The organism is Vagococcus sp. WN89Y, assembly GCF_052220145.1.
GTDB lineage: Bacteria > Pseudomonadota > Gammaproteobacteria > Enterobacterales > Enterobacteriaceae > Kosakonia.
In genome coordinates, this window is record NZ_JBQPOM010000014.1 from 157040 (window position 1) to 180415 (window position 23376).

Genomic DNA, 23376 nt, shown 5'->3' on the forward strand with positions numbered 1-23376 from the left:
TTTTGCGTTTTTACCGCCACAGGATTTTGCCATGACTGAAAATTCTGCCCGCCGCTCTGCGCTTCCTCGCCTGCGCGATCGTGCGATGCGTATTCTGGCGATGCGTGACCATAGCGAGCAGGAGCTGCGCCGCAAGCTGGTTGCGCTGGTGCCGGGAAAGAACGGAATGGAAAAGCTTGATATTACGGATGAAGAGCTTGAGCAAGTAATAAGCTGGTGTCTGGAGCATCATTTTCTCGACGACGCGCGCTTTGTTCGCCAGTTTATTGCCAGCCGTGCGCGAAAAGGGTATGGCCCGGCGCGTATCCGCCAGGAGTTAAACCAGAAAGGAATTGAGCGGCAAGTGAGCGAAAACGCAATGCGCGAGTGCGATATCGACTGGAGCGCTAATGCCCGTGAGCAGGCTCTGCGCAAATATGGGGAGCCGTTGCCGACAGAATTTACGGCGAAGGTAAAAGTGCAGCGTTTTTTGCTGTATCGGGGGTATTTGCAGGAAGATATTCAGGAAATATGGCGAAATTTTGCCGACTAAGCGCTTAGGGATTTTACTTCGCACTAAAGAAAACTTATCTTATTCCCACTTTTTCCAGTAGCAGGTGAGTTTGCCATGTAATGGCGGCGGCCTGTTACCACATTTCGTTAGCTTGATTTCAGGATAATTATGAGCAAGAGCACCGCTGAGATCCGTCAGGCGTTTCTCGATTTTTTCCATAGCAAGGGACATCAGGTAGTTGCCAGCAGCTCCCTGGTGCCGAATAACGACCCGACTCTGCTGTTTACCAACGCCGGGATGAATCAGTTCAAGGATGTGTTCCTTGGGCTCGACAAGCGTAATTATTCCCGCGCGACGACCGCACAACGCTGCGTGCGTGCCGGTGGTAAACACAATGATCTGGAAAACGTCGGTTACACCGCGCGCCATCACACATTTTTTGAAATGCTGGGCAACTTCAGCTTCGGCGATTACTTCAAACATGATGCTATCCAGTATGCATGGGAACTGCTGACCGGCGAAAACTGGTTCAATCTGCCAAAAGAGCGTCTGTGGGTGACGGTGTACGAAACGGACGACGAAGCCTACGAAATTTGGGAAAAAGAAGTTGGCATCCCGCGCGAGCGAATCATCCGTATTGGTGATAATAAAGGCGCTCCGTACGCCTCTGACAACTTCTGGCAAATGGGTGATACCGGCCCCTGCGGCCCATGTACAGAGATTTTCTACGACCACGGCGATCATATCTGGGGTGGGCCTCCGGGGAGCGCAGAAGAAGACGGCGACCGTTATATCGAAATCTGGAACATCGTCTTCATGCAGTTTAACCGCCAGGCTGATGGCACCATGGAACCGCTGCCAAAACCGTCGGTGGATACCGGCATGGGCCTGGAGCGCGTCGCGGCAGTTCTTCAGCACGTGAACTCTAACTATGAAATCGATCTGTTCGTTAAGCTGATTGAAGCGGTGGCGAAAGTGACCGGCGCTACGGATTTAAGCAATAAATCCCTGCGCGTCATCGCCGACCATATTCGCTCCTGTGCCTTCCTGATAGCGGATGGCGTTATCCCATCGAATGAAAACCGTGGTTATGTGCTACGTCGTATCATTCGTCGCGCTATTCGCCACGGCAATATGTTGGGCGCAAAAGAGACGTTCTTCTATAAACTGGTTGGCCCGCTGATTGATGTAATGGGTTCAGCAGGGGAAGACCTGAAACGCCAGCAGGCGCAGGTTGAGCAGGTGCTGAAAACCGAAGAAGAGCAGTTTGCCCGCACGCTGGAGCGTGGTCTGGCGCTGCTTGATGAAGAGCTGGCAAAACTGCAGGGCGATACGCTGGACGGTGAAACAGCGTTCCGTTTGTATGACACCTATGGTTTCCCGGTGGATCTCACCGCTGATGTTTGCCGTGAGCGCAACATTAAAGTGGACGAAGCTGGCTTTGAAGCCGCAATGGAAGAGCAGCGCCGCCGTGCGCGTGAGTCCAGCGGTTTTGGCGCTGACTATAACGCGATGATCCGCGTGGATAGCGCATCTGAATTTAAAGGCTACGATCATCTGGAACTGAACGGTAAAGTTACCGCGCTGTTTGTTGATGGTAAGCCGGTTGAGGCGATCGCCGCAGGTCAGGAAGCGGTCGTCGTGCTTGACGAAACTCCGTTCTATGCAGAGTCCGGCGGTCAGGTTGGCGATAAAGGCGAGCTGAAAGGCAACGGCTTTACGTTCTGTGTCGACGATACGCAAAAATATGGCCAGGCGATTGGTCATCTCGGCAAACTCACCGCCGGTTCACTGAAAGTAGGCGATGGCGTCAAAGCTGAAGTCGACGAAGCGCGTCGCGCGCGCATCCGCCTGAACCACTCGGCAACGCATCTGATGCACGCTGCGCTGCGCGAAGTGCTGGGAACACATGTTGCTCAAAAAGGTTCTTTGGTGAATGATAAAGCGTTGCGCTTTGACTTCTCCCATTTTGAAGCCATGAAACCGGCTGAAATCCGTGCTGTCGAAGATCTGGTGAACGCGCAAATTCGCCGTAACCTGCCTGTCGAAACGAACATCATGGATCTGGAGGCGGCGAAAGCGAAGGGCGCCATGGCGCTGTTTGGCGAGAAATATGATGAGCGCGTGCGGGTACTAAGCATGGGCGATTTCTCCACCGAGCTGTGCGGCGGTACGCATGCTTCCCGCACCGGCGATATCGGCCTGTTCCGCATCGTGTCGGAGTCAGGTACAGCGGCAGGTGTGCGTCGTATTGAAGCAGTCACCGGCGAAGGTGCCATTGCGAGCCTGCATGCGCAGAGCGACCAATTACACGATATCGCGCAACTGTTAAAAGGCGATAGCCAGAATCTCGGCGACAAGGTACGCGCTGTCATTGAGCGTACGCGTCAGCTGGAAAAAGAGTTGCAACAACTAAAAGCGCAGGCGGCGGCGCAAGAAAGCGCGAGCCTGTCCGGCAAAGCTATCGATCTCAACGGCGTGAAACTGCTGGTGAGTGAGCTGGCTGGTGTCGAACCAAAAATGTTGCGTACTATGGTAGACGACCTGAAGAACCAACTCGGTACTTCGGTCATTGTTCTTGCTACTGTAGTGGAAGGGAAGGTTTCTCTGATTGCGGGCGTTTCTAAGGATGTGACCGATCGCGTGAAAGCAGGGGAATTGATTGGTATGGTTGCCCAGCAAGTTGGCGGCAAAGGTGGCGGGCGCCCGGATATGGCGCAAGCTGGCGGCACCGATGCGTCCGCGTTACCTGCAGCACTCGCGAGTGTTCAGGGCTGGGTAAGCGCTAAATTGTCATAATTACAAAGCGAAAGCAGACGCCATAACCTTGCAGTTATGGCGTTGTTGCCTCTACGCTATTGATAACAGAAAGTCAGGTTGAAGTTTTGTATATCGGCTAAACTTAAGTTTAACAGAATGTAATGCCGTGACTGCTTACACTTTAGGTGTTTGTCATCGCTTACTTTTTGGCGTTATATGATGGATAATGCCGGGATACAGAGAGACCCGACTCTTTTCAATTTTCAAGGAGCAAAGAATGCTGATTCTGACTCGTCGAGTTGGTGAAACCCTCATGATTGGGGATGAGGTCACTGTGACTGTATTAGGGGTTAAGGGTAACCAGGTACGTATTGGTGTTAACGCTCCTAAAGAAGTATCTGTTCACCGTGAAGAGATCTACCAGCGTATCCAGGCTGAAAAATCACAGCAGTCCAACTACTGATGCTATTATCGCGTCTCGCTGCACCCCGGCGAGACGCAACATGCCTTCCTCATTGTCTGCACGTTCCGTCTCTTCATATCAATTTTTCCCTATCGGCTCGCTATTCCTATTGCGCGCGGCGGAAGAATTTCTGCTGATAAAACATCCTTTTTGACCTTTTTACAGGCTAATTGTCTGCGAAGTGTGCAATCGATTCAGGGGCTGGAAAAAGTGTTTGACTTATAAGTCCCAGAAAGTAATATGTGCGCCACGCAGCGACGATGAGCTTAAACAAGTTCTTCGAAGCACTCGTAAGAGGCGTGTGGTGAGGTGGCCGAGAGGCTGAAGGCGCTCCCCTGCTAAGGGAGTATGCGGTCAAAAGCTGCATCCGGGGTTCGAATCCCCGCCTCACCGCCATTTTGCATCCGTAGCTCAGCTGGATAGAGTACTCGGCTACGAACCGAGCGGTCGGAGGTTCGAATCCTCCCGGATGCACCATATTCAGCAAAATAGCGCTAAGCGTTGTTTTGCCGTCAAAGCAGTACCCTGATGCATCCGTAGCTCAGCTGGATAGAGTACTCGGCTACGAACCGAGCGGTCGGAGGTTCGAATCCTCCCGGATGCACCATATTCTGCGAGATTACACCAGTCAGTGTTTTCTCAGGGCTTGCGACCTTACCGCACCATCAAATTCTGCAAAATAACGCTATCCGTTGTTTTGCCGTCAAAGCAGCACCCTGATGCATCCGTAGCTCAGCTGGATAGAGTACTCGGCTACGAACCGAGCGGTCGGAGGTTCGAATCCTCCCGGATGCACCATATTCAGCAAAATAGCGCTAAGCGTTGTTTTGCCGTCAAAGCAGTACCCTGATGCATCCGTAGCTCAGCTGGATAGAGTACTCGGCTACGAACCGAGCGGTCGGAGGTTCGAATCCTCCCGGATGCACCATATTTCGCGAGATAACATCAAAGAATGCTTTCTCAGATTTGGTGGCTTTACAGCAGGTACCCGGGGAAATAACGTTGCTTTAGCAATGGCCCGCAGGGCGAGGCGACGCCGAGCCATCCTTCCCGATGCACCTTATCCCGCACATCAATAATTAAACCTTTCTTTCACGCGTTCTGCGCCTATTTATTCACCTTCTTTATATGCTTGCTTTCCCGGCAAAAATTTTCCGCAGTAAATTTTTTAAAACGCTCATTCCTTGTGCTTGTCATTCGCTGGCAGCGACAAAAATCCTTGTTTACGCTAAAGTAACCTCCTGATATCTGGTTTGTGAGAACACGATGTACGAACGTTACGCGGGTCTGATTTTTGATATGGATGGCACCATCCTGGATACTGAGCCGGCTCACCGAAAAGCCTGGCGAGAAGTCCTGGGGCGATACGGTTTGCGCTTTGACGAGCCGTCAATGGTGCGTCTGAATGGCTCACCGACCTGGCGCATCGCCCAGTGGGTCATTGAAATGAATGAAGCGGATTTAGACGCATACCAGCTGGCGCAGGAAAAGACCGAAGCAGTGAGAGCAATTTTGCTGGATAGCGTGCGCCCTTTGCCGCTTATCGACGTGGTTAAAGAGTGGCACGGTCGACGCCCGATGGCCGTCGGCACGGGTAGCGTAAGCAGCCTTGCTGAAGCGCTGCTGGCGCACCTCGGCCTGCGCCACTATTTTCACTCGGTTGTCGCTGCCGATCACGTACAAAACCATAAACCCGCACCCGATACGTTCCTGCTTTGCGCGCAACAAATGGGCGTTGAGCCAGCACAGTGCGTGGTGTTTGAAGATGCAGATTTTGGTATCCAGGCCGCGCATTCTGCCGGTATGGACGTTGTCGACGTACGCTTATTGTGAGTGACGCGCTGCCGCTTGCAACATTGTTTGCCAGCAGTTTTCTCAGCGCTACGCTTTTGCCGGGCAACTCTGAAGTGACGCTGGTTGCTATGTTGCTCTCAGGCGTCAGCCAGCCCTGGCTGCTTATCGTAATAGCAACAATGGGTAATAGCCTTGGAGGCCTGACTAACGTTATCCTTGGGCGTTTCTTTCCACGGCGTGAAATGACTTCACGTGGGCAGGAAAAAGCAGCGCGCTGGCTCCGGCGTTACGGTGCGGCGGCGCTGTTATTGAGCTGGATGCCTGTTATAGGCGATTTGTTGTGTCTGCTGGCAGGCTGGATGCGCCTCTCATGGGGGCCAGTAGTGGCTTTTTTATGCCTTGGTAAAGCGTTGCGCTATGTGATTCTCGCTCTCGCAACGCTACAAGGTATGACGTGGTGGCACTAATTGGATTGAGTGAGTGACCTTTAATCGTCAACCATTACAATTATGCTTAATAAAATGATTATTACAGGCGGGAGGTCAATTTGATCCCGGACGTATCACAGGCTTTGTCCTGGCTGGAAAAACACCCTCAGGTTCTTAAAGGAATCCAACGCGGGCTTGAGCGCGAAACCCTGCGCGTTAACGCAGACGGTTCGCTGGCAACCACCGGCCATGCGGCAGAGCTTGGTTCTGCATTAACCCATAAATGGATCACCACAGATTTCGCGGAAGCATTGCTGGAGTTTATCACTCCGGTCGATGACGATATCGATCATATGCTGACGCTGCTGCGCGATATCCACCGTTACGCTGCGCGTAAAATAGGCGACGAGCGTATGTGGCCGTTAAGCATGCCGTGCTATATCGAACAAGGGCAGAATATTGAACTGGCGCAATACGGCACCTCCAATATTGGCCGCCTGAAGACGCTTTATCGCGAGGGGCTGAAAAATCGCTACGGCGCGCTGATGCAGACCATTTCCGGCGTGCATTATAACTTCTCTCTGCCGATGGCGTTCTGGCAGGCGAAATCGGGCAGCACGGACAAAGAATCTGTGTCGGAAGGCTATTTCCGCCTGATCCGTAATTACTATCGCTTTGGTTGGGTGATCCCTTACCTGTTCGGCGCATCTCCGGCGATCTGCTCATCATTCCTGCAAGGGAAACCGACAAATTTACCTTTTGAGAAAACATCAAAGGGTATGTACTACCTGCCTTACGCAACGTCTCTGCGCTTAAGTGATTTGGGGTATACGAACAAATCGCAAAGCAATCTCGGCATCACCTTCAATAACCTGCACGATTATGTCGTTGCCCTGAAGCGCGCGATTAAAACGCCTTCGGAGGAGTACGCAAAAATCGGATTGCAGAAAGAGGGCAAATATCTGCAAATTAACACCAATATTTTGCAGATTGAGAACGAATTGTACGCCCCTATCCGTCCGAAGCGCGTGACCCGCAGCGGTGAAACCCCGTCGGATGCGTTGCTGCGCGGCGGCATCGAGTATATCGAAGTCCGTTCGCTGGACATCAACCCGTTCACGGCCATCGGTGTGGACGAGCAACAGGTGCGTTTCCTCGATCTGTTTATGGTCTGGTGCGTGCTGGCCGATGCGCCGGAAATGAGCAGCGATGAGTTATTATGTACCCGCACCAACTGGAATCGCGTGATTCTGGAAGGGCGTAAACCGGGTCTGACTCTTGGGATAGGGTGTGAAGAAGCGCAGTTCCCGCTGGCGAAAGTCGGCAAAGATCTGTTTAGCGATCTGAAACGGGTAGCGCAAACGCTTGATGGCGTGTACGGTGGCAATGAGTACGAAAATGTCTGCGAACGGCTGGTTGCCAGCTTTGACGATCCGGAACTGACTTTCTCGGCGCGTATTCTGCGAACCATGATCGATGAGGGAATTGGCGGTACAGGTAAAGCACTGGCCGATCAATATCGCTCAGAGCTGCGTGAAGAGCCGCTGGAGATCCTGACGGAAGCGGACTTTATTGCGGAATGCAACGCATCGCTGGCACGCCAGAAAGAAGTGGAAGCCGGAGATACGGAATCATTCGAGGCGCTGCTTGCGCGGCATGCCTGACGCAAAAGAAAAAGGCCACATCGCTGTGGCCAAAAATTACATCTCTGAATATCAGGGATGATGATAACAAATGCGCGTCTTTCATATATTCAGACTCGCATCGGGAAAAAGAGTTCATTTTATTTTTAAAAATAATCACTGGCGGAGGTGACTAAATGCCATTATTGGATAGCTTCACTGTCGATCATACACGTATGGAAGCGCCTGCGGTGCGTGTTGCCAAGACCATGAACACACCGCACGGGGATACCATCACCGTATTCGATTTGCGTTTCTGCGCGCCGAATAAAGAAGTGATGCCGGAAAAAGGTATTCACACCCTTGAGCATCTGTTTGCAGGGTTTATGCGCGATCACCTCAACGGGAACGGTGTTGAGATTATTGATATCTCACCGATGGGTTGCCGTACAGGTTTCTATATGAGCCTGATTGGTACGCCGGATGAGCAACGCGTAGCCGCGGCGTGGAAAGCGGCGATGGCGGACGTACTGAAGGTTAAAGATCAGAACCAGATCCCCGAGCTGAACGTTTACCAGTGCGGAACGTACCAGATGCATTCACTGGAAGAAGCGCAGGAAATCGCGCGTCACATCATCGAAAAAGATGTCCGCGTCAACAGCAATGAAGAGCTGGCCCTGCCGAAAGAAAAACTGCAAGAACTGCACATCTAGCGCAAAACGCCCTCTCCCCTGGAGAGGGCGTTTTCTCAGTGAGCACCACCGCCACCGCCTGCACCAAACGGCGGTTTCGCGAACCACACCAGTCCGAGCAGTATCAGGAACACCCCTGCCGAAAACCAGAAGATTTCGTTAGCCGAAATAATCAGCCCCTGATTGGTTATCTGCTGGGCTATCCAGCCGGAAGCCTGTTGCTGCGACATCCCCATCCCTTCCAGCTGGTTATAAACCTCCAGTGCATTAGGATTATAAGGATTGACTGACTCGGTCAGCTGCGCATGATGCAATGACTCCCGGTTAGTCCACAGCGTGGTCGTGATGGATGTACCGATAGAGCCAGCCAGCGTTCGGGCAAAGTTCGACAAGCTGGACGCCGCGGCCAGGCGCTCCGGCGGCAGTCCGGACAGGGTGATGGTTGTCAGCGGCATAAAGAAACACGCCACCGCGAAGCCCTGAATAAACTGCGGCCACGCCGATGCAGCAAAATCCATCCCCGGTTCGAAGGTGTAGGCTCGCCAGTAGAAACACACCGCATACATAATAAAGCTGAATGTCACCAGGCGGCGCATATCCAGTTTATGGGCGAAACGACCAATCACCGGCGACAGCAGCACCGGAATCAACCCAACGGGTGCCGAAGCCAGCCCTGCCCAGGTTGCGGTATATCCATAGACCTCCTGCAACAGCTGCGGCAGCAGAACAATTGCACCGAAGTAGAGCATATAGGCGAGGCTGATACACAAGCAGCCAATGGTAAAGTTGCGCGATTTAAACAGCGACAAATCGACAATGGGATTATCGTCGGTCAACTCCCAGACAATCAGGAAACTGATAGTGATGACTGCAACAATGGTCAGCACAATGATTTCCGTCGAGTTGAACCAGTCCAGCTCTTTACCCTGGTCGAGCATCACTTGCAGACTACCAATACCCACGACCAGCAGCGCCAGACCAACACCATCAATGCGCCGCTGTTCCGTGCGGGTCTCACGGCCGCGCAAGCTTTGCAGCGTCATCAGAACAACAACAATACCGATAGGTACGTTGATAAAGAAGATCCAGCCCCAGTGATAATTATCGCTAATATAACCACCCAGGATTGGCCCGCAAATGGGTGCCACAATCACCGTCATGGACCACAACGCGAGCGCGATGGAGCGTTTTGCAGGCGGATAGTTACTCAACAGCAGGCTTTGCGAGAGCGGGATCAGCGGCCCGGCAACAATCCCCTGGATCACGCGGAAAAAGATAAGCATGCTCAGGCTGTTAGACATGCCACACGCCCAGGAGGCAATGGCAAACGCAATTGTCGACCAGACAAAAAGTCTCACTTCGCCCACGCGTTTCGCCAGCCAGCCGGTTATCGGAATAGAAATCGCGTTCGCCACCCCAAACGAGGTGATAACCCAGGTTCCCTGGCTTAAAGACGAGCCAAGGTTCCCGGCGATAGTCGGGATAGCCACGTTGGCGATGGTGGAGTCCAGCACCTGCATGAAGGTCGCGAGCGAAAGCGCAATGGTCATAATGACCAGTTGCGCGCCTTCCAGCGGTTTCTGTTGCATTGCACGCACCTCAGATTACCCGGCGTTGGCTTTTACGATTTCATCGATAAGCGTATTGACCGGCTCAAGATTAATCTCCCGGGCGTTGCTTTCATACGCCGGGTTGGTGCGTACCTGGCTTGCCAGCACCTGGCCTTCACGGTCGGAAGTATCCACTTTCACCAGCGTGGAAAGACCAATGCGTAACGGGTGTTCGGCAAGTAGTTTGGCATCCAGCTCGATACGTACCGGCAGGCGCTGAACCACTTTGATCCAGTTACCGGTTGCGTTCTGCGCAGGCAGCAGCGAGAAGGCGCTACCGGTACCCATATCCAGGCCGACCACTTTACCGTGGTACTCCACATCATCGCCGTAAATATCGCTGATTACCGTTGCCGGCTGGCCGATGCGCATATGCGCAAGCTGCGTCTCTTTGAAGTTAGCATCCACCCACAAATTTGAGGCGGGAACGACCGCCATCAACGCGGTGCTGGGAGTGATTTGTGCGCCAGGCTGAACGGCGCGACGTGAGACATAGCCGGTTATCGGGCTGACAATTTTGGTTCGTTGCAGCGCCAGCCAGCTATTACGCACTTCTGTGGCGGCTTGCTGCACCGCTGGCTGCTCTTCCAGGCGGGTATTGAGGATCATCGCCTGGTTAGCATTGTATTGCTGCATCGCCACATCCAGTTCGGCCTGCGCGCTGGTTACCGCGTCGCGTGCGTGTTGCAGTTCTTCGCGGCCAATCAAATTCGCGCTGCCGAGCGGTACGCGGCGATTAAAGTCGCTTTGTGCCTGGGCAAGGGCGGTTTTTTTCAGCTCGATGCTTGCCTGCAATTGCTTGCTGTTGATCATCAGCTGGCGGGTTTGTCGTATGCTGGACGCCAGCTGTGTCTTCGTTTTTTCGAACGCCTGTTGCGCGTCGGTCGTATCCAGCGTGACCAGCACATCTCCCTGTTTAACGAAATCGGTGTTATCGGCCCAGACTTTCGTCACGCTACCGGAGACCTGCGCCATAATTTGCACCTGGTTTCCTGCCACGTAGGCGTCATCCGTTTCTTCAACATGACGCAGAACCAAAAACCAATAAATTCCATATGCCACGGCAATAACAATAAAGAGCAAGGTCAGCAGAAGAAGGGCGCGTTTACGTTTGCCTTTCTTGTTGACCGGTTGCTGCGGGGTTTGGCCCTGCGCATTTGCGCTCATGTTTTTCTCCACGATCTTATTATTTGATCCGGCGCAGCCGGTTTGTTTGCCAGAAAGGCCAGCACGGTGAGGTGCGGGCCTTTCGTTATTTATCCTGGATTTTCGGGCAGCTTGTCGCGTTAGCGCAGTGCCTCGAGAACGACGCCATCTTCGTCCATCTGGTCGAGACGCGACAGGAGTTTACGAGTGATGTGCTCCAGCTGCTCTTTCTCGCTGATGCTGAGCGATGACCACAGTTGATGCAGACAGTTATGCTGAGGCGGCAGAACCTGGCGCAGGAAATCGTGACCTTTGTCAGTCAGTTGCAGGTGCAGGCAGCGACGATCGTTATCACTCTCGCGGCGCTCGATCCAACCGCGTTTTTCCAGTTCATCGGCGATACGCGTCGCGTTGGTACGGGACGATCCCAGGGCGCTGCTCAGCTCAGAAGGCTGAATGCTATGGTTTTCCTGAGATTCCAGCGTAATCAATGCCATAAACAACGTTTCGTTAATACCCTGAGCTTTCAGCATCTTGTTGCGGTTTTCCAGCAGCTTCCCCTGCATATGCATACACAGGCGGGTTAACAAAATCTCCTGAAACGGAAAATCTTCATAGCGGCTGGCGCGAAACTTGAGCATCTGCTCGATGGGCGTAAACGAACTATCCATTTGGGTATGACCTCATTAATTGCAGTCGATATAATAACGACAGTGACAAATAAAGTAAATGTATTCATTCTTATAATAAATTTACTTTATCTATGCATCTGCCAGCAGTTTCCAGGCGATCCCGTAGGCGAGCGCACTCAGTAACGTGGGAAAAATAATGCTGCGCGTTTTCCAGAAGCTCAGGCCCAGCACCGCAAAGCCGATAAGCGTGGGCAGCAAGCGACGGCTGTCATGAATGATTTCCGGTACGCAAGAAACCACTAATAACGCGCAGATAGAAGCAATGCCGATGGTATCCAGCAGCACGCCGGTTGCGCCGTGCTTGCCCGGGCGCGACTGCCCGACACGAATGCGCAACGGAAGGTAGCGAAACAGGAAATTAACGCAGCCAACCAATATCCCAAGAAACAGAACGTCATGACTCATCAGGCGCTCCCTGATAAAACGCCTGCACCAGCGCCGTCAGGCAACCGGCAACAATACCTGCAAGGATCGCCGCAGGAATAGAAAACAGCGTGACGCCCGCCAGTGCGCCCAGCAGGGCGGCGGTCACGCTTAATGACTGGCGGCGCTGGAACGACGCCAGAAGAAAACTCATAAATAGCGCGGGTAGCATAAAGCCAAGTGCTGACTCGACAGTTGGATAACCCTCCAGCAGACCGTAGCCGGAAAATGCGCCCAGCACGGTGCCTGCCACCCAGGAAAGCCACGAGCAAAAAGCGATGCCGAGCATCCAGTTTTCGCTCCAGCGGCGATTATCACGCACCAGTTTGGCCGTCGCAGCGGCAAACACTTCATCGGTCAGGCCAAAGGCCCAGAGTGCGGTTTTTGGGTTTTTTAGCGGGTGTAAAATACGGCTACGCAGCGACGGGCCATAGAGCACGTGGCGCACGTCCATCGCCATAACGGTAAGCGCCGCGACCCACAGGGCACTGCCAGCGGCTAAAAGCGTGGTGATAACAAACTGGCTTGCGCCTGCGTAGATAATGCAGGAGAAAAATACGCTCTCAAGCGGCGTAAAACCAAGCTTCGTGGCATTCATGCCGAAGGCAAACGCCACGGGGACGTAACTTAATACGATGGGAAGACTGTCTTTGATTCCTTCCGCGAGCGTGGCCGTTAACGTGCTGTCGGCCCCTACCTTTATCGCTGAGCTATCCATAAAGTTTGTTATATATCACCAACGTTAATATAACCGGGATAAACAAGTCCCTTAACCTTAACAGACTAACGGTCTGCTTAACACCCCGGTTTTCCTGTTAGCGCGGCAAATGTGGGTACTTGCTTACATTGCGCGCTCCTGACGGTGAAAACCTCGCCACCATACCAGCAGATTAAGCAACGCCAGCAGGCTACCTGCCGCACAAACGCCCGCCCAGCCCGCATGCTGCCACGCTGAGGCTGAAATCAACGATCCTGCTGCACCGCCAATAAAGTAGCTGGTCATATAACCAGCCGTCAGGTGGTTACGCGCATCCGGTTTGAGCTGATAGATAACCGTCTGGTTGGTGATATGCACCGCCTGCACGGTTAAGTCGAGTACGATGATACCGATCACCAATGCTAATACGGAGCTGTGACCAAACCAGATGGCAAACCACGAGAGCAGCAATAATAGCAAACCGCCGGTCGTTGTGAGATGAGACTTGCCTTTATCTGCCAGACTACCCGCCTGGCGTGCGCCCAGTGCGCCAGCGGCACCGACCAGGCCAAAGAGGCCTATCACCGCATCGGAAAAGTTAAACGGCGGCGAGGCCAGTAAAAAGGCCATCGATGTCCACAGGATGCTGAAGTTAGCAAAACTCAGGCAGCCGAGCAGTGCGCGGGTGCGAAGTTGCTTATCACTGGCAAACAGGCGGAACACGGAAGCCAGCAACTGAGGGTATTTGAGATGTGTCTCTGATTTTACTTTCGGCAACCTGCGCCACAGCGCCAGCGCCATCAAAACCATCAATACGCTAGCTACCCAGTAGACGGTGCGCCAGCCGCCAATACCGGCGAGCAGCCCGGCGACCGTACGTGCCAGCAAAATTCCCAGCAACAGTCCACTCATAATGGTGCCCACTACTTTACCGCGTTTATCGGGGGACGCAAGCGTTGCGGCCAGCGGCACCAGCACCTGCGCAACCACGGAGAACAACCCGGTGAGGGCGGTGCCGAAAATCATCAGTCCCGGCGACTGGCTACTGGCGGTGATGAGCATACCTCCTGCGGCAAGTAGCGTCATCGATACAATAAGTCCTCGCCGTTCGAACATATCCCCCAGCGGCACCAGAAACAGCAACCCGGCGGCGTAACCAAGCTGGGCGGCGGTGACAATAAAACCGGCCTGGCCTGGCGTGAGGGAAAACGCATGCGCGATAGTATCAAGCAAGGGTTGCGCATAGTAGTTACTGGCAACCGCAAGGCCAGTGGCGACCGACATTAGCGCAATCAGCGCCGGGCTAAGAGAGTGGTTTGGGCTGGACATGCAGGTTAAGCCTGGTTGTTAAAAAGAAGTCATCATAGCGAACAAGGCCAACAGATGTGGAAAATTCCGTGTCGGTAAGTGCGATCGGCGCTGCAGGGTGGGCAAGAAGGGAAAATTCCTCTCACCCTGCCAGGGTGAGAGGAGAGGGCAGGTTACTTCTGGGCGGCAAGCGCTTCTTTCACCCAGCCGTCAAACTGCTGCTGGTGCGCTTTGATCCAGCCATCCACATGGCCTTGAATATCTGCTTCGGATGATTTGCCCGCATGCATCATCGCGTTTTGTGCGTTGATATCCCCCAGCGGCAGTTTCATCACTGAAAACAGCTTCGCCGCAGCCGGGTTTTTCTCGGCCCATGCTTTATTGGCAACAATATGCATGGTGTTTACCGGGAAGCCATAGTTCATACCGTTGGGCAATTTAGTATCGATATCTTTCTGCTCGCCAGGCATGGAAGAGAACGGCACCTGTAACCAGACGACATCGCGGCCCGGTTTCATTACATCGCTCACCCAGTACGGCGTCCAGGTGTAATAGAGCACCGGTTTGCCCTCTTTAAAGCGGGTGATGGTGTCGGCCATCATTGCTGAGTAGTTGCCGTGGCTGACGGTCACGGTGTCTTTCAGGCCATAAGCCTCGTACTGGTGATTAATCACCGCTTCACAACCCCAGCCCGGCGAGCAGCCCATCAGGTCGGCTTTCCCGTCGCCGTTGCCATCAAAGAGTTTGGCGATTTTCGGATCTTTTAGCTGTTCGATATTGGTGATGTGATATTTTTCTGCAGTTTTTTTATCGATCAGATAACCCTGCGCTGCACCGGTGACAAAAACGCCTTCACGGTAGAATTTTTTATCACCGCCCGCCGCGACATACATGTCGTCATGCAGCGGCTGCCAGTTGACGGCGGTAAAGGTCACATCGCCCGCAGCAAGCGATGTGTAACCTACGTTGTAATCCACTTCGCTCGGTTTATTGACGGTGTAACCGAGCTTTTCCAGCGCGCGGCTAACCAGCAGAGTCTGGAAAGCTTCTTCTGAGATGGTGCTCTGGAAAGGCTGTACGGTGATGCCTTTGCCGGGCAGGTCGGCAGCCCAGGTAGAGGTAGAGACAAGGGTGGCAAACGCTGTGGCGAAAAGTACGCTATGTCGCATCGTTGTTCCTTATTGTGTGGTGGGACACTGTAGCGCCCGGCGGCGCGATGCTACCGGGCAACAGATTATTTAGTGAATGGACGGGTCAGCAGACCCAGCGGGCCGGTTTGATACCAGCGGCGATTGCCCCGGCTGCGGGCGTCGCGACCGACAGCCTGCGTCAGGCGGTCGAGGATAATCGCGAGAATCACAATCCCTACGCCGCCGACGGTGGCAAGACCCATATCGAGGCGGCCTATTCCGCGCAGTACCATCTGGCCAAGCCCACCAACGGCAATCATCGAGGCGATTACTACCATGGAGAGGGCAAGCATCAGTGTCTGGTTAATTCCCGCCATAATGGTCGGCATGGCCAGCGGTAACTGTACTTTAAACAACATCTGGCGCGGACTGGCGCCAAATGAGCGCGACGCTTCAATCAAATCTGCCGGGACCTGGTTAATCCCAAGGATGGTCAGGCGAACGACCGGCGGCAGGGCGAAGATAATGGTCACCACCACACCCGGCACGTTACCGATACCAAACAGCATGACGATCGGTACCAGATACACAAACGCGGGCGTTGTCTGCATCGCATCCAGCAGGGGGCGGATAATTTTTGCTGCCCGCTGACTGCGCGCCAGCCAGATACCTAACGGCAGGCCGATCACCACACAGAACAGCAGCGCGGTCAGCACCAGCGCCAGCGTCACCATTGCCTGTGACCAGGCGCCAATGGCACCAATCGCAATCAGCGAAACCAGCGTAGCGATTCCCATGCCAGCACTGCTCATCTGCCAGGCAATCAGCGAAAACACAATAATGGCGACCGGCGCAGGCATACCCAGCAAAAGCTGCTGGAACGCGCTGAGGATATAATCCACCGGCACGCGGATGCCCTGAAATACCGGGCGGAAATGCATCACCACCCAGTCGATGCCTTGCGTGACCCAACTGTCGAGCGGGATCAGCGTTTTATGGAACGGATCCATAATATTAAAATGCTCAGGCGCCGGTGCGGGTGCACTGGTTAGCCAGTCTGCGCTACCGCCATCAGCGGGCGCGGCAGGCTGACCGCCGCCCCATGCATCGGCAGATTGTGCTGCGCTATCCGTTGCCGGTGCGCTATCCCACGGATTATTTTGATCAGCCATTGTTTACCCCCTCGCGATCTAAAGCTTGCAGCAGCATCCGTTTCGAGATGATGCCAACATACTGTTGTTCTTCCCCGACGACCGGTACGGCGCAGGGCGCGTATCCGACGTGGGAGAGCAACTCGCTGAGCGGCGTTTCTGCGTCCACCGCAAGGGGATCGTTAAGAAGCGCCGCATCAATACCCAGATTTTGCCCTAAGGCTTCTTTCAGGGAGTCGATGGAGACAATGCCGACAAATTTATTTCCGCGTTCAATCACATAGCCATATTCTCTGTCTTCATCCTGCAACAATTTGAGCGCAGATCGCGGGCCGAAGCCTGGCGTTTTGCGAATTAGCCCAACCGGGGTACGTCGCGCAATATCTTTTGCGCTGAACACCTGGCTAATATCCACGCCACGGAAGAAGGTGCGCACATAATCATTGGCCGGATTATTCAATATTTCATCCGGCGTGCCGACCTGCACCACTTCACCATTTTGCATAATGGCAATACGGTCGCCAATACGCATGGCTTCATCCAAATCGTGCGAAATAAAAACAATCGTGCGCTGGTGTTTCGCCTGCAGCTTCACCAGTTCATCCTGCATTTCGGTACGAATTAATGGGTCGAGCGCCGAGAAGGCTTCATCCATTAATAAAATATCCGGGTTGATGGCTAATGCGCGCGCCAGACCAACACGCTGGCGCATACCGCCAGAAAGTTCATCCGGGTAGGCGTGCGCATAATTTTCCAGCCCCACCTGACGTAGCGCATCCAGCGCTTTTTCCTGGCGTGTTTGTGCGGGCGTACCGGCTAATTCCATACCGAACGCAGTATTATCCAGCACGGTCATATGCGGCATTAACGCAAATGACTGAAAGACCATCGCAATCTTTTTCCTGCGCACCTCGCGTAATTCAGCATCTGATATTTTGGCAATATCCACGCCATCAATCAGCACCTGCCCGCGGGTGGGTTCAATCAGGCGATTGAGAAGGCGTACCATTGTGGATTTACCCGAACCGGATAATCCCATGATGACAAATATCTCGCCTTCTTCAATGGCCAGACTGGCGTCTTTTACGCCAAGCGATAGGCCCGTCTTTTCCAGTATTTGTTCTTTTGAAAGTCCTTTTTCAATATATTTGAAAGCCCGCTGTGGGTGCTCGCCAAATACTTTATACAGATTTTTCACTTCTAATTTAATTGCCATGCAATAAGAGTGTTCCTGTTATTTATAGTTTCGATAGAATATCCAGTGAGAATAATTGACTGGCTATACCCTAACATAGTTAGAATCTGAGACAACCCTCAATTTCCGCGCCTTTAGTATTTTCCCCGCGCGCAATCCTCTCTATTTCCCATGAGATAAGGCCTAACGGCGAGTGATGATTTTTTCGCATCATCGCGAAATCGCATCTGAATTGTGGGGATTCAGACGAAAATGACCAGAGAATTACAGTGTAGTGGCTGCAGGAATAATGTGCAGAGAAAATAAAAAATATTACGAAATGAAGAATAACCTTTTTAGTAAGAAGGTAATTTAAATTTAATTAATTAACCGATATTTCCCCCTCGCCTGGGCGGCGAGGGGCAACATTTAAAAATCCCAGTCTTCATCTTCGGTTTCGACAGCTTTGCCCATGACGTATGACGAGCCGGAGCCGGAGAAAAAGTCGTGGTTTTCGTCAGCATTGGGAGACAACGCTGCCAGAATGGCCGGGTTCACTTCCGCCATTTCCGCCGGGAAAAGCGCCTCATATCCCAGGTTCATCAACGCTTTGTTGGCGTTATAGCAAAGAAACGCCTTCACATCCTCCGCCCAGCCGCTGCCTGCATACAGAAAGTCGGTATACATCAGCTCGTTATCATAAAGATCCATCAGCAAGTCCAGCGCGAAGCTTTTCAGTTCTTCGCGCCTTTCAGCGCTCACTTTTTCCAGTCCTTTCTGATACTTGTAGCCAATATAGTAACCGTGTACCGCTTCATCACGAATAATCAGGCGAATCAAATCCGCCGTGTTGGTCAGCTTGCCACGGCTTGACCAGTACATCGGCAGCCAGAAGCCTGAATAGAAGAGGAATGACTCCAGAAACACGCTGGCGATTTTCTTCTTTAGCGGGTCGTCGGCGCGGTAATGGTGCAAAATCAGCTGCGCCTTGCGCTGTAGCGCGTTGTTTTCTTCGCTCCATAAGTAGGCCGCATCCACATCTTTGCTCTGGCAAAGCGTGGAAAAAATGGAGCTGTAGGAGCGGGCATGCACCGCCTCCATAAAGCTCACATTTGATAACACCGCCTCTTCATGCGGCGTGAGTGCGTCACCCATCAGCGCCGGTGCGCCAACGGTGTTCTGGATGGTATCGAGCAGCGTCAGGCCGGTAAAAACACGAATAGTCAGCTGTTGCTCCGCCGGGCTGAGCGTCTGCCAGGCGGGGATATCATTCGACAGCGGCACTTTTTCCGGTAGCCAGAAGTTGCTGGTCAGACGGTTCCATACTTCAAGATCTTTATCGTCCTGAATGTTATTCCAGTTCACTGCGCTTACGCGTGACAGTTGATTCATCCTGTTCTCCTTATAGCGCGCAGGACACGCAGCCCTGGATTTCGGTGCCTTCGAGCGCAAGCTGGCGCAGGCGGATGTAATAGAGGGTTTTGATCCCTTTTTTCCAGGCGTAAATTTGAGCTTTGTTGATATCGCGGGTGGTGGCGGTGTCTTTGAAAAACAGCGTCAACGACAGCCCCTGATCCACGTGCCGTGTGGCCTCGGCATAAGTATCGATAATTTTTTCTGGCCCAATGTCGTAGGCATCCTCGTACAGTGCGAGATTGTCGTTGGTCATAAACGGCGCCGGGTAGTAAACGCGCCCGGTTTTGCCTTCCTTGCGAATTTCAATTTTCGAGACTATCGGGTGGATGCTTGACGTTGCATGATTGATATAAGAGATAGACCCGGTTGGCGGCACCGCCTGCAGGTTCTGGTTATAGATGCCATAGCGCATCACCGCTTCGCGCAATTGCAGCCACATCTCGCGCGTGGGAAGGGTGATGCCGGCACGTTCAAATAGCGCACGGACACGTTCTGTTTTGGGTTGCCAGTCGCCTTCCAGATACTGGTTAAAATAGTCGCCGCTGGCGTAGCGTGAAGCCGGAAAACCGGCAAACGTCTGCCCGCGCTCACGAGCGATAAGCATCGACGTGTGCAGCGCGTGCCAGGTGATGGTATAGAAATAGACGTTGGTAAAATCCAGCCCCTCTTCGCTGCCATAAGCGATACCTTCCCGCGCCAGATAGCCGTGCAGGTTCATCTGACCCAGCCCGATAGCGTGTGAGGCAGCGTTGCCGGTCTCGACCGACGGCACGGAGCGGATATGGCTCATATCCGACACGGCAGTCAGCCCGCGAATTGCGGTTTCAACCGTGCGGCCAAAGTTGGGGGAGTCCATGGTATGGGCAATATTGAGCGAGCCGAGATTGCACGAGATATCGTGCCCGGTGGTGGCGTAATCCAGGTTCTCATCAAAGGTCGAGGCGCTGTTAACCTGTAAAATTTCCGAGCACAGGTTACTCATATTAATGCGCCCGGCAATTGGGTTCGCGCGATTAACCGTGTCTTCAAACATGATGTACGGGTAACCGGACTCAAACTGAATTTCTGCCAGCGTCTGGAAGAAATCCCGCGCCTTGATGTAGCTTTTACGCACTCGCGGGTCGGCGACAAGCTGGTCATACATTTCGCTGATGGCTACATCGCCAAACGGCTTACCGTACAGGCGCTCCACATCGTACGGAGAGAAGAGCGCCATCCCGGCATTCTCTTTTGCCAGTTGGAAAGTAATATCCGGGATAACTACGCCGAGCGACAGAGTTTTGATACGAATTTTTTCGTCGGCGTTTTCCCGCTTGGTATCCAGAAAACGCAAAATATCCGGGTGATGAGCGTGCAGATACACCGCGCCCGCGCCCTGGCGTGCGCCGAGCTGATTGGCATACGAAAAGGCATCTTCCAGCATCTTCATCACCGGGATCACGCCGGATGATTGATTTTCGATACGTTTAATCGGCGCGCCCGCTTCACGCAGATTGGAGAGCAAAAACGCCACGCCGCCGCCGCGTTTGGAGAGTTGCAACGCTGAGTTTACCGCGCGGCCAATGGACTCCATATTGTCTTCAATGCGCAACAGGAAGCAGGAAACCAGCTCACCGCGCTGCTGTTTGCCACAGTTAAGAAAGGTGGGCGTGGCTGGCTGAAAGCGCCCGGAGAGGATCTCTTCGCTAAGCTGCAACGCCAGCGCTTCATCGCCCTGCGCAAGCGTTAGCGCGACCATGCAGGCGCGGTCTTCGAAGTGCTCCAGGTAACGCTTGCCATCGAAAGTTTTGAGGGTATAGCTGGTGTAAAACTTCCACGCGCCCAGGAATGTCCGGAAGCGAAAACCGCGCGCGTGCGCTTTATCAATCAGCGAGATAACAAACGCCCGGTCATAACGCGCCAGCACGTTCTCATCGTAATAACCTTCCGCAACCAGATAATCCAGCCGGGCTGCCTGGCTGGCAAAGGTGACGGTGTTTGGGCGAACGTGGTGCGCCATAAAAGCGTCCACGGCCTGGTGGTCTTTCTCAAACTGTATGCGCCCGTCTTTATCATACAAGTTGAGCATCGCGTTCAATGCATGGTAGTCGGGCGCTTGTTGCATTACGCGCTCTGCGGTTGTCGTTGCCAAAATTCGCTCACTCCTTTACGCACGTTTTCGATGTCCTGGTGAGTACCCATTAGCTCAAAGCGATACAGATACGGCACGGCGCATTTTTGCGCGACCACATCGCCTGCGCGGCCAAAAGCGTCGCCAAAATTACGGTTACCCGCAGCAATCACGCCGCGAATTAACGCTCTGTTATGCGGATCGTTTAAAAAGCGGATTACCTGGCGCGGCACAGCGCCAGCCGTTCCACCGCCGCCATAACTGGGTACGATCAGGATATAGGGTTCGTCTACCTGGATGCGTTCGCGCTCATTAAGCGGTATGCGCACTGCCGGCAGCCCAAGACGCGTGATAAAGCGCCGGGTATTTTCTGAGCTGCTGGAGAAGTAGACGAGGGTGCTCATGCGCTGACCGCGCGCGCAGTGGGGCGTAAACGGTTGATCATATCCGGGCGAAAGCCGGACCATTTTTCTTCTCCGGCGATAACCACCGGCAACTGACGAAAGCCCATCGCGCGCAGCGCATCTGCCGCTTGCGGCGTATGGTCAACGTTCACCATTTCAAACGCCAGGCCGCGACTTTCCATAGCACGTTTGGTGGCATGGCACTGGACACAATCGTTTTTAGTGTAAATGGTAATGCGCATAATTCGTATTTCCGTTTAGAATGAAAGAACGGCGCGAAGAGTCGCGTCAGTTGTGTTTTGGTGCTTACAGGAATACTAGATGTAGATATAAAAAGTTTCAACCACACAATATATGGGAAAATGCCATAAGAAATGCCTGGCTAATAAGCAGAATGGGTAAGGGCAGATATCGCGCAAAGCACAGGCAAAACGGCAAAGAAAAACCCCTGCCGGGCGCGGATCCCGACAGGGGCTGTGTATTTTACGGTTTAGCGGCGCAGGCTTAACAGCGCGCCCAGGAAAATACCGACGGCGGCCGCAGCACCGACGCTGCACCAGGGTTTGTCACGGATAAAGGTATCCGCACAGCCAACGGCATCGCGCGCGGCTTGTTGCACACGGGTGCGGCCATGCATGCGCGCACGAGTTTCTTTCAGTAACGCTTTTGCTTTCAGGCGTGCGGCATCAGCTTCGCCTTTCGCATCACTACCCCAGGATTTCAGCACTTCTTCCAGGCTATCGGCTAACTGGCTGACATCATTCTGGATATCCTGAACACCGTCATCCACATCGCTACGATTGGGTCTGTTAAACATAGGCTTCTCCCTCCTTATTGGTATAAACAATGAGTTTAGACCAAATTTTGTATGCCAGACGGCGTGCCGGGCTTTATGGAATTTTCTGAAAGCAGCGGGTATGCCGAGTAATGTAAGGTTGCGGGGCTATAGCGTTGACGAGGATTTGATATGTATTTACGACCCGATGAAGTGGCACGTGTTCTGGAAAAAGTGGGCTTTACGATGGAGGTGGCGACGCCGAAAGCTTATGGTTATCGCCGCGGCGAAAACTATGTGTATGTGAACCGCGAGGCGCGCATGGGGCGTACTGCGCTGGTGATTCACCCCACGCTTAAGGAACGCAGTTCAACGCTTGCGGACCCCGCTTCGGACATTAAAATGTGCAATCACTACGAGCATTTTCCGCTCTACCTGGCGGGCGACACGCAGGAACATTACGGCATTCCGCACGGTTTTAGCTCACGCATCGCGCTGGAAAGGTTTATCAGCGGGTTGTTTGGCGAGTCGCATTAAAAGAACATCAGGCTTTGGCCTGATGATAACGGCTGACCCGGAACAGGCGACGGCAGTAATCAAGGAAGTAGCCGTATGCTGCACCCATCAACATTGACACCACGATATTGGAGCTGACCGCCGCAACGATCTGGTGCCAGTCTGCGCCAACCGACCATAAAATGGCGACATAGACCGGTGACTGGAAGGTCACATAGGCCACCACATCTGCCAGGTTTTTCATCCAGCCCGCCGGACTCACGCGACGGGCCAGGCGCATGACCGCATCGCGGTACAATCCATAGGGCCAGGCAATAATAATGTTCACCGGGATCGCCACCAGGCGTGAAGAAAGGGACTGCTCGAAGCTCATTCCTGAGAGAAAAACTTCAATCAACATGTTCACTACCGAGCAATAGACCACCATAGCAAAGGTGTCTGCTGCGGCGTGACGCAGGCGTGACTGCGAAGAGAACATGGTACTGCTCCTCAATAAGCGCTAAAAAGGATAATGGGCTGGTGGAATCAGGGTTTTAAAATGGCTGTTTCTATGTGCATAGATTATCTATCTG

The 23376-nt window shown here is 53.3% G+C and carries 23 protein-coding genes and 5 tRNA genes; 13 read left to right on the forward strand and 15 right to left on the reverse strand.

The annotated features are described in order from the left end of the window. Nucleotides 1-31 precede the first annotated feature (31 nt). The 12 genes from recX to luxS all read left to right on the forward strand — a co-directional run bounded on the left by recX (nucleotide 32) and on the right by luxS (nucleotide 8273). Nucleotides 32-532, forward strand: coding sequence for a recombination regulator RecX (recX, locus tag ACTU3N_RS04720; RefSeq protein ID WP_443084983.1), 501 nt, complete (start codon nucleotides 32-34; stop codon nucleotides 530-532). 129 nt (nucleotides 533-661) lie between these two features. Beyond that, entirely contained in the window at nucleotides 662-3292 is a 2631-nt protein-coding gene (alaS, locus tag ACTU3N_RS04725) for an alanine--tRNA ligase (protein ID WP_443084984.1), read from the forward strand. Nucleotides 3293-3530: 238 nt separating this feature from the next. Then, on the forward strand, nucleotides 3531-3716 hold the full coding sequence (gene csrA / locus ACTU3N_RS04730) for a carbon storage regulator CsrA (protein WP_007370562.1): 186 nt from the start codon (nucleotides 3531-3533) through the stop codon (nucleotides 3714-3716). 303 nt (nucleotides 3717-4019) lie between these two features. Next, nucleotides 4020-4112: transfer RNA gene (locus tag ACTU3N_RS04735), tRNA-Ser, on the forward strand. A 4-nt stretch (nucleotides 4113-4116) separates the two neighbouring features. Beyond that, nucleotides 4117-4193 (forward strand) — tRNA-Arg (locus ACTU3N_RS04740). A gap of 53 nt (nucleotides 4194-4246) precedes the next feature. After that, a tRNA-Arg gene (locus tag ACTU3N_RS04745) sits at nucleotides 4247-4323 on the forward strand. 114 nt (nucleotides 4324-4437) lie between these two features. Beyond that, nucleotides 4438-4514 (forward strand) — tRNA-Arg (locus ACTU3N_RS04750). Between the two features lie 53 nt (nucleotides 4515-4567). After that, nucleotides 4568-4644, forward strand: a tRNA-Arg gene (locus ACTU3N_RS04755). Between the two features lie 338 nt (nucleotides 4645-4982). Next, on the forward strand, nucleotides 4983-5549 hold the full coding sequence (gene yqaB, locus ACTU3N_RS04760; protein ID WP_443084985.1) for a fructose-1-phosphate/6-phosphogluconate phosphatase: 567 nt from the start codon (nucleotides 4983-4985) through the stop codon (nucleotides 5547-5549). Next, nucleotides 5546-5977, forward strand: a complete 432-nt coding sequence (locus ACTU3N_RS04765; RefSeq protein ID WP_443084986.1) for a YqaA family protein — start codon at nucleotides 5546-5548, stop codon at nucleotides 5975-5977. The genes yqaB and ACTU3N_RS04765 overlap by 4 nt, the downstream gene beginning before the upstream one ends. 80 nt (nucleotides 5978-6057) lie before the next feature. Further along, on the forward strand, nucleotides 6058-7602 hold the full coding sequence (gene gshA, locus ACTU3N_RS04770) for a glutamate--cysteine ligase (protein WP_443084987.1): 1545 nt from the start codon (nucleotides 6058-6060) through the stop codon (nucleotides 7600-7602). Between the two features lie 155 nt (nucleotides 7603-7757). Next, nucleotides 7758-8273 (forward strand): S-ribosylhomocysteine lyase, encoded by a 516-nt coding sequence (gene luxS, locus ACTU3N_RS04775; RefSeq protein WP_443084988.1) that lies wholly within the window; start codon nucleotides 7758-7760, stop codon nucleotides 8271-8273. A 35-nt stretch (nucleotides 8274-8308) separates the two neighbouring features. Here luxS and emrB read toward each other — a convergent pair whose 3' ends face one another. The 14 genes from emrB to ACTU3N_RS04845 form a co-directional block, all read right to left on the reverse strand. Beyond that, nucleotides 8309-9841 carry a multidrug efflux MFS transporter permease subunit EmrB gene (gene emrB / locus ACTU3N_RS04780; protein WP_443084989.1) on the reverse strand — a complete coding sequence of 511 codons (1533 nt, stop codon included), beginning with the start codon at nucleotides 9839-9841 and terminating at the stop codon, nucleotides 8309-8311. A 15-nt stretch (nucleotides 9842-9856) separates the two neighbouring features. Next, nucleotides 9857-11029, reverse strand: coding sequence for a multidrug efflux MFS transporter periplasmic adaptor subunit EmrA (gene emrA / locus ACTU3N_RS04785; protein WP_443084990.1), 1173 nt, complete (start codon nucleotides 11027-11029; stop codon nucleotides 9857-9859). Between the two features lie 119 nt (nucleotides 11030-11148). Further along, nucleotides 11149-11679 (reverse strand): transcriptional repressor MprA, encoded by a 531-nt coding sequence (gene mprA / locus ACTU3N_RS04790; protein WP_443084991.1) that lies wholly within the window; start codon nucleotides 11677-11679, stop codon nucleotides 11149-11151. Between the two features lie 90 nt (nucleotides 11680-11769). Next, nucleotides 11770-12105 (reverse strand): L-valine transporter subunit YgaH, encoded by a 336-nt coding sequence (gene ygaH / locus ACTU3N_RS04795; RefSeq protein ID WP_443084992.1) that lies wholly within the window; start codon nucleotides 12103-12105, stop codon nucleotides 11770-11772. Beyond that, nucleotides 12095-12841, reverse strand: coding sequence for an AzlC family ABC transporter permease (locus tag ACTU3N_RS04800; protein WP_443084993.1), 747 nt, complete (start codon nucleotides 12839-12841; stop codon nucleotides 12095-12097). The genes ygaH and ACTU3N_RS04800 overlap by 11 nt, the downstream gene beginning before the upstream one ends. Nucleotides 12842-12964: 123 nt before the next feature. After that, entirely contained in the window at nucleotides 12965-14149 is a 1185-nt protein-coding gene (locus tag ACTU3N_RS04805) for an MFS transporter (RefSeq protein ID WP_443084994.1), read from the reverse strand. A 152-nt stretch (nucleotides 14150-14301) separates the two neighbouring features. Then, nucleotides 14302-15297 carry a glycine betaine/L-proline ABC transporter substrate-binding protein ProX gene (gene proX, locus ACTU3N_RS04810; protein WP_443084995.1) on the reverse strand — a complete coding sequence of 332 codons (996 nt, stop codon included), beginning with the start codon at nucleotides 15295-15297 and terminating at the stop codon, nucleotides 14302-14304. 65 nt (nucleotides 15298-15362) lie between these two features. After that, a complete protein-coding gene (gene proW / locus ACTU3N_RS04815) occupies nucleotides 15363-16430 on the reverse strand; it encodes a glycine betaine/L-proline ABC transporter permease ProW (RefSeq protein ID WP_443084996.1) in 1068 nt (355 codons plus the stop codon). After that, entirely contained in the window at nucleotides 16423-17625 is a 1203-nt protein-coding gene (proV, locus tag ACTU3N_RS04820) for a glycine betaine/L-proline ABC transporter ATP-binding protein ProV (RefSeq protein ID WP_443084997.1), read from the reverse strand. The genes proW and proV overlap by 8 nt, the downstream gene beginning before the upstream one ends. Before the next feature lie 387 nt (nucleotides 17626-18012). After that, nucleotides 18013-18975, reverse strand: coding sequence for a class 1b ribonucleoside-diphosphate reductase subunit beta (gene nrdF, locus ACTU3N_RS04825; protein WP_443084998.1), 963 nt, complete (start codon nucleotides 18973-18975; stop codon nucleotides 18013-18015). Between the two features lie 10 nt (nucleotides 18976-18985). Beyond that, the gene (gene nrdE, locus ACTU3N_RS04830; protein ID WP_443084999.1) at nucleotides 18986-21130 is read right to left on the reverse strand and encodes a class 1b ribonucleoside-diphosphate reductase subunit alpha; all 2145 of its coding nucleotides are present in this window, start codon (nucleotides 21128-21130) and stop codon (nucleotides 18986-18988) included. After that, entirely contained in the window at nucleotides 21103-21513 is a 411-nt protein-coding gene (nrdI, locus tag ACTU3N_RS04835; RefSeq protein ID WP_443085000.1) for a class Ib ribonucleoside-diphosphate reductase assembly flavoprotein NrdI, read from the reverse strand. The genes nrdE and nrdI overlap by 28 nt, the downstream gene beginning before the upstream one ends. Beyond that, nucleotides 21510-21755, reverse strand: coding sequence for a glutaredoxin-like protein NrdH (nrdH, locus tag ACTU3N_RS04840; protein WP_443085001.1), 246 nt, complete (start codon nucleotides 21753-21755; stop codon nucleotides 21510-21512). The genes nrdI and nrdH overlap by 4 nt, the downstream gene beginning before the upstream one ends. A 248-nt stretch (nucleotides 21756-22003) precedes the next feature. Beyond that, nucleotides 22004-22330: a DUF883 domain-containing protein gene (locus tag ACTU3N_RS04845; protein ID WP_443085002.1), complete on the reverse strand. Its 327-nt coding sequence runs from the start codon at nucleotides 22328-22330 to the stop codon at nucleotides 22004-22006. A gap of 150 nt (nucleotides 22331-22480) precedes the next feature. On the opposite strand from ACTU3N_RS04845, the gene ACTU3N_RS04850 reads away from it, so the two are divergent. Next, nucleotides 22481-22825 carry a DUF2002 family protein gene (locus tag ACTU3N_RS04850; protein WP_443085003.1) on the forward strand — a complete coding sequence of 115 codons (345 nt, stop codon included), beginning with the start codon at nucleotides 22481-22483 and terminating at the stop codon, nucleotides 22823-22825. A 7-nt stretch (nucleotides 22826-22832) separates the two neighbouring features. Here ACTU3N_RS04850 and alaE read toward each other — a convergent pair whose 3' ends face one another. Beyond that, a complete protein-coding gene (alaE, locus tag ACTU3N_RS04855) occupies nucleotides 22833-23282 on the reverse strand; it encodes an L-alanine exporter AlaE (protein ID WP_443085004.1) in 450 nt (149 codons plus the stop codon). Nucleotides 23283-23376 lie beyond the last annotated feature (94 nt).

What these genes read in the sequence shown, in the direction of transcription:
- recX (WP_443084983.1), top strand. Translation starts at nt 32, where the DNA reads ATGACTGAAAATTCTGCCCGCCGCTCTGCGCTTCCTCGCCTGCGCGAT.
- alaS (WP_443084984.1), top strand. Translation starts at nt 662, where the DNA reads ATGAGCAAGAGCACCGCTGAGATCCGTCAGGCGTTTCTCGATTTTTTC.
- csrA (WP_007370562.1), top strand. Translation starts at nt 3,531, where the DNA reads ATGCTGATTCTGACTCGTCGAGTTGGTGAAACCCTCATGATTGGGGAT.
- yqaB (WP_443084985.1), top strand. Translation starts at nt 4,983, where the DNA reads ATGTACGAACGTTACGCGGGTCTGATTTTTGATATGGATGGCACCATC.
- luxS (WP_443084988.1), top strand. Translation starts at nt 7,758, where the DNA reads ATGCCATTATTGGATAGCTTCACTGTCGATCATACACGTATGGAAGCG.
- emrB (WP_443084989.1), bottom strand. Translation starts at nt 9,841, where the DNA reads ATGCAACAGAAACCGCTGGAAGGCGCGCAACTGGTCATTATGACCATT.
- emrA (WP_443084990.1), bottom strand. Translation starts at nt 11,029, where the DNA reads ATGAGCGCAAATGCGCAGGGCCAAACCCCGCAGCAACCGGTCAACAAG.
- mprA (WP_443084991.1), bottom strand. Translation starts at nt 11,679, where the DNA reads ATGGATAGTTCGTTTACGCCCATCGAGCAGATGCTCAAGTTTCGCGCC.
- ygaH (WP_443084992.1), bottom strand. Translation starts at nt 12,105, where the DNA reads ATGAGTCATGACGTTCTGTTTCTTGGGATATTGGTTGGCTGCGTTAAT.
- ACTU3N_RS04800 (WP_443084993.1), bottom strand. Translation starts at nt 12,841, where the DNA reads ATGGATAGCTCAGCGATAAAGGTAGGGGCCGACAGCACGTTAACGGCC.
- ACTU3N_RS04805 (WP_443084994.1), bottom strand. Translation starts at nt 14,149, where the DNA reads ATGTCCAGCCCAAACCACTCTCTTAGCCCGGCGCTGATTGCGCTAATG.
- proX (WP_443084995.1), bottom strand. Translation starts at nt 15,297, where the DNA reads ATGCGACATAGCGTACTTTTCGCCACAGCGTTTGCCACCCTTGTCTCT.
- proW (WP_443084996.1), bottom strand. Translation starts at nt 16,430, where the DNA reads ATGGCTGATCAAAATAATCCGTGGGATAGCGCACCGGCAACGGATAGC.
- proV (WP_443084997.1), bottom strand. Translation starts at nt 17,625, where the DNA reads ATGGCAATTAAATTAGAAGTGAAAAATCTGTATAAAGTATTTGGCGAG.
- nrdF (WP_443084998.1), bottom strand. Translation starts at nt 18,975, where the DNA reads ATGAATCAACTGTCACGCGTAAGCGCAGTGAACTGGAATAACATTCAG.
- nrdI (WP_443085000.1), bottom strand. Translation starts at nt 21,513, where the DNA reads ATGAGCACCCTCGTCTACTTCTCCAGCAGCTCAGAAAATACCCGGCGC.
- nrdH (WP_443085001.1), bottom strand. Translation starts at nt 21,755, where the DNA reads ATGCGCATTACCATTTACACTAAAAACGATTGTGTCCAGTGCCATGCC.
- ACTU3N_RS04845 (WP_443085002.1), bottom strand. Translation starts at nt 22,330, where the DNA reads ATGTTTAACAGACCCAATCGTAGCGATGTGGATGACGGTGTTCAGGAT.
- ACTU3N_RS04850 (WP_443085003.1), top strand. Translation starts at nt 22,481, where the DNA reads ATGTATTTACGACCCGATGAAGTGGCACGTGTTCTGGAAAAAGTGGGC.
- alaE (WP_443085004.1), bottom strand. Translation starts at nt 23,282, where the DNA reads ATGTTCTCTTCGCAGTCACGCCTGCGTCACGCCGCAGCAGACACCTTT.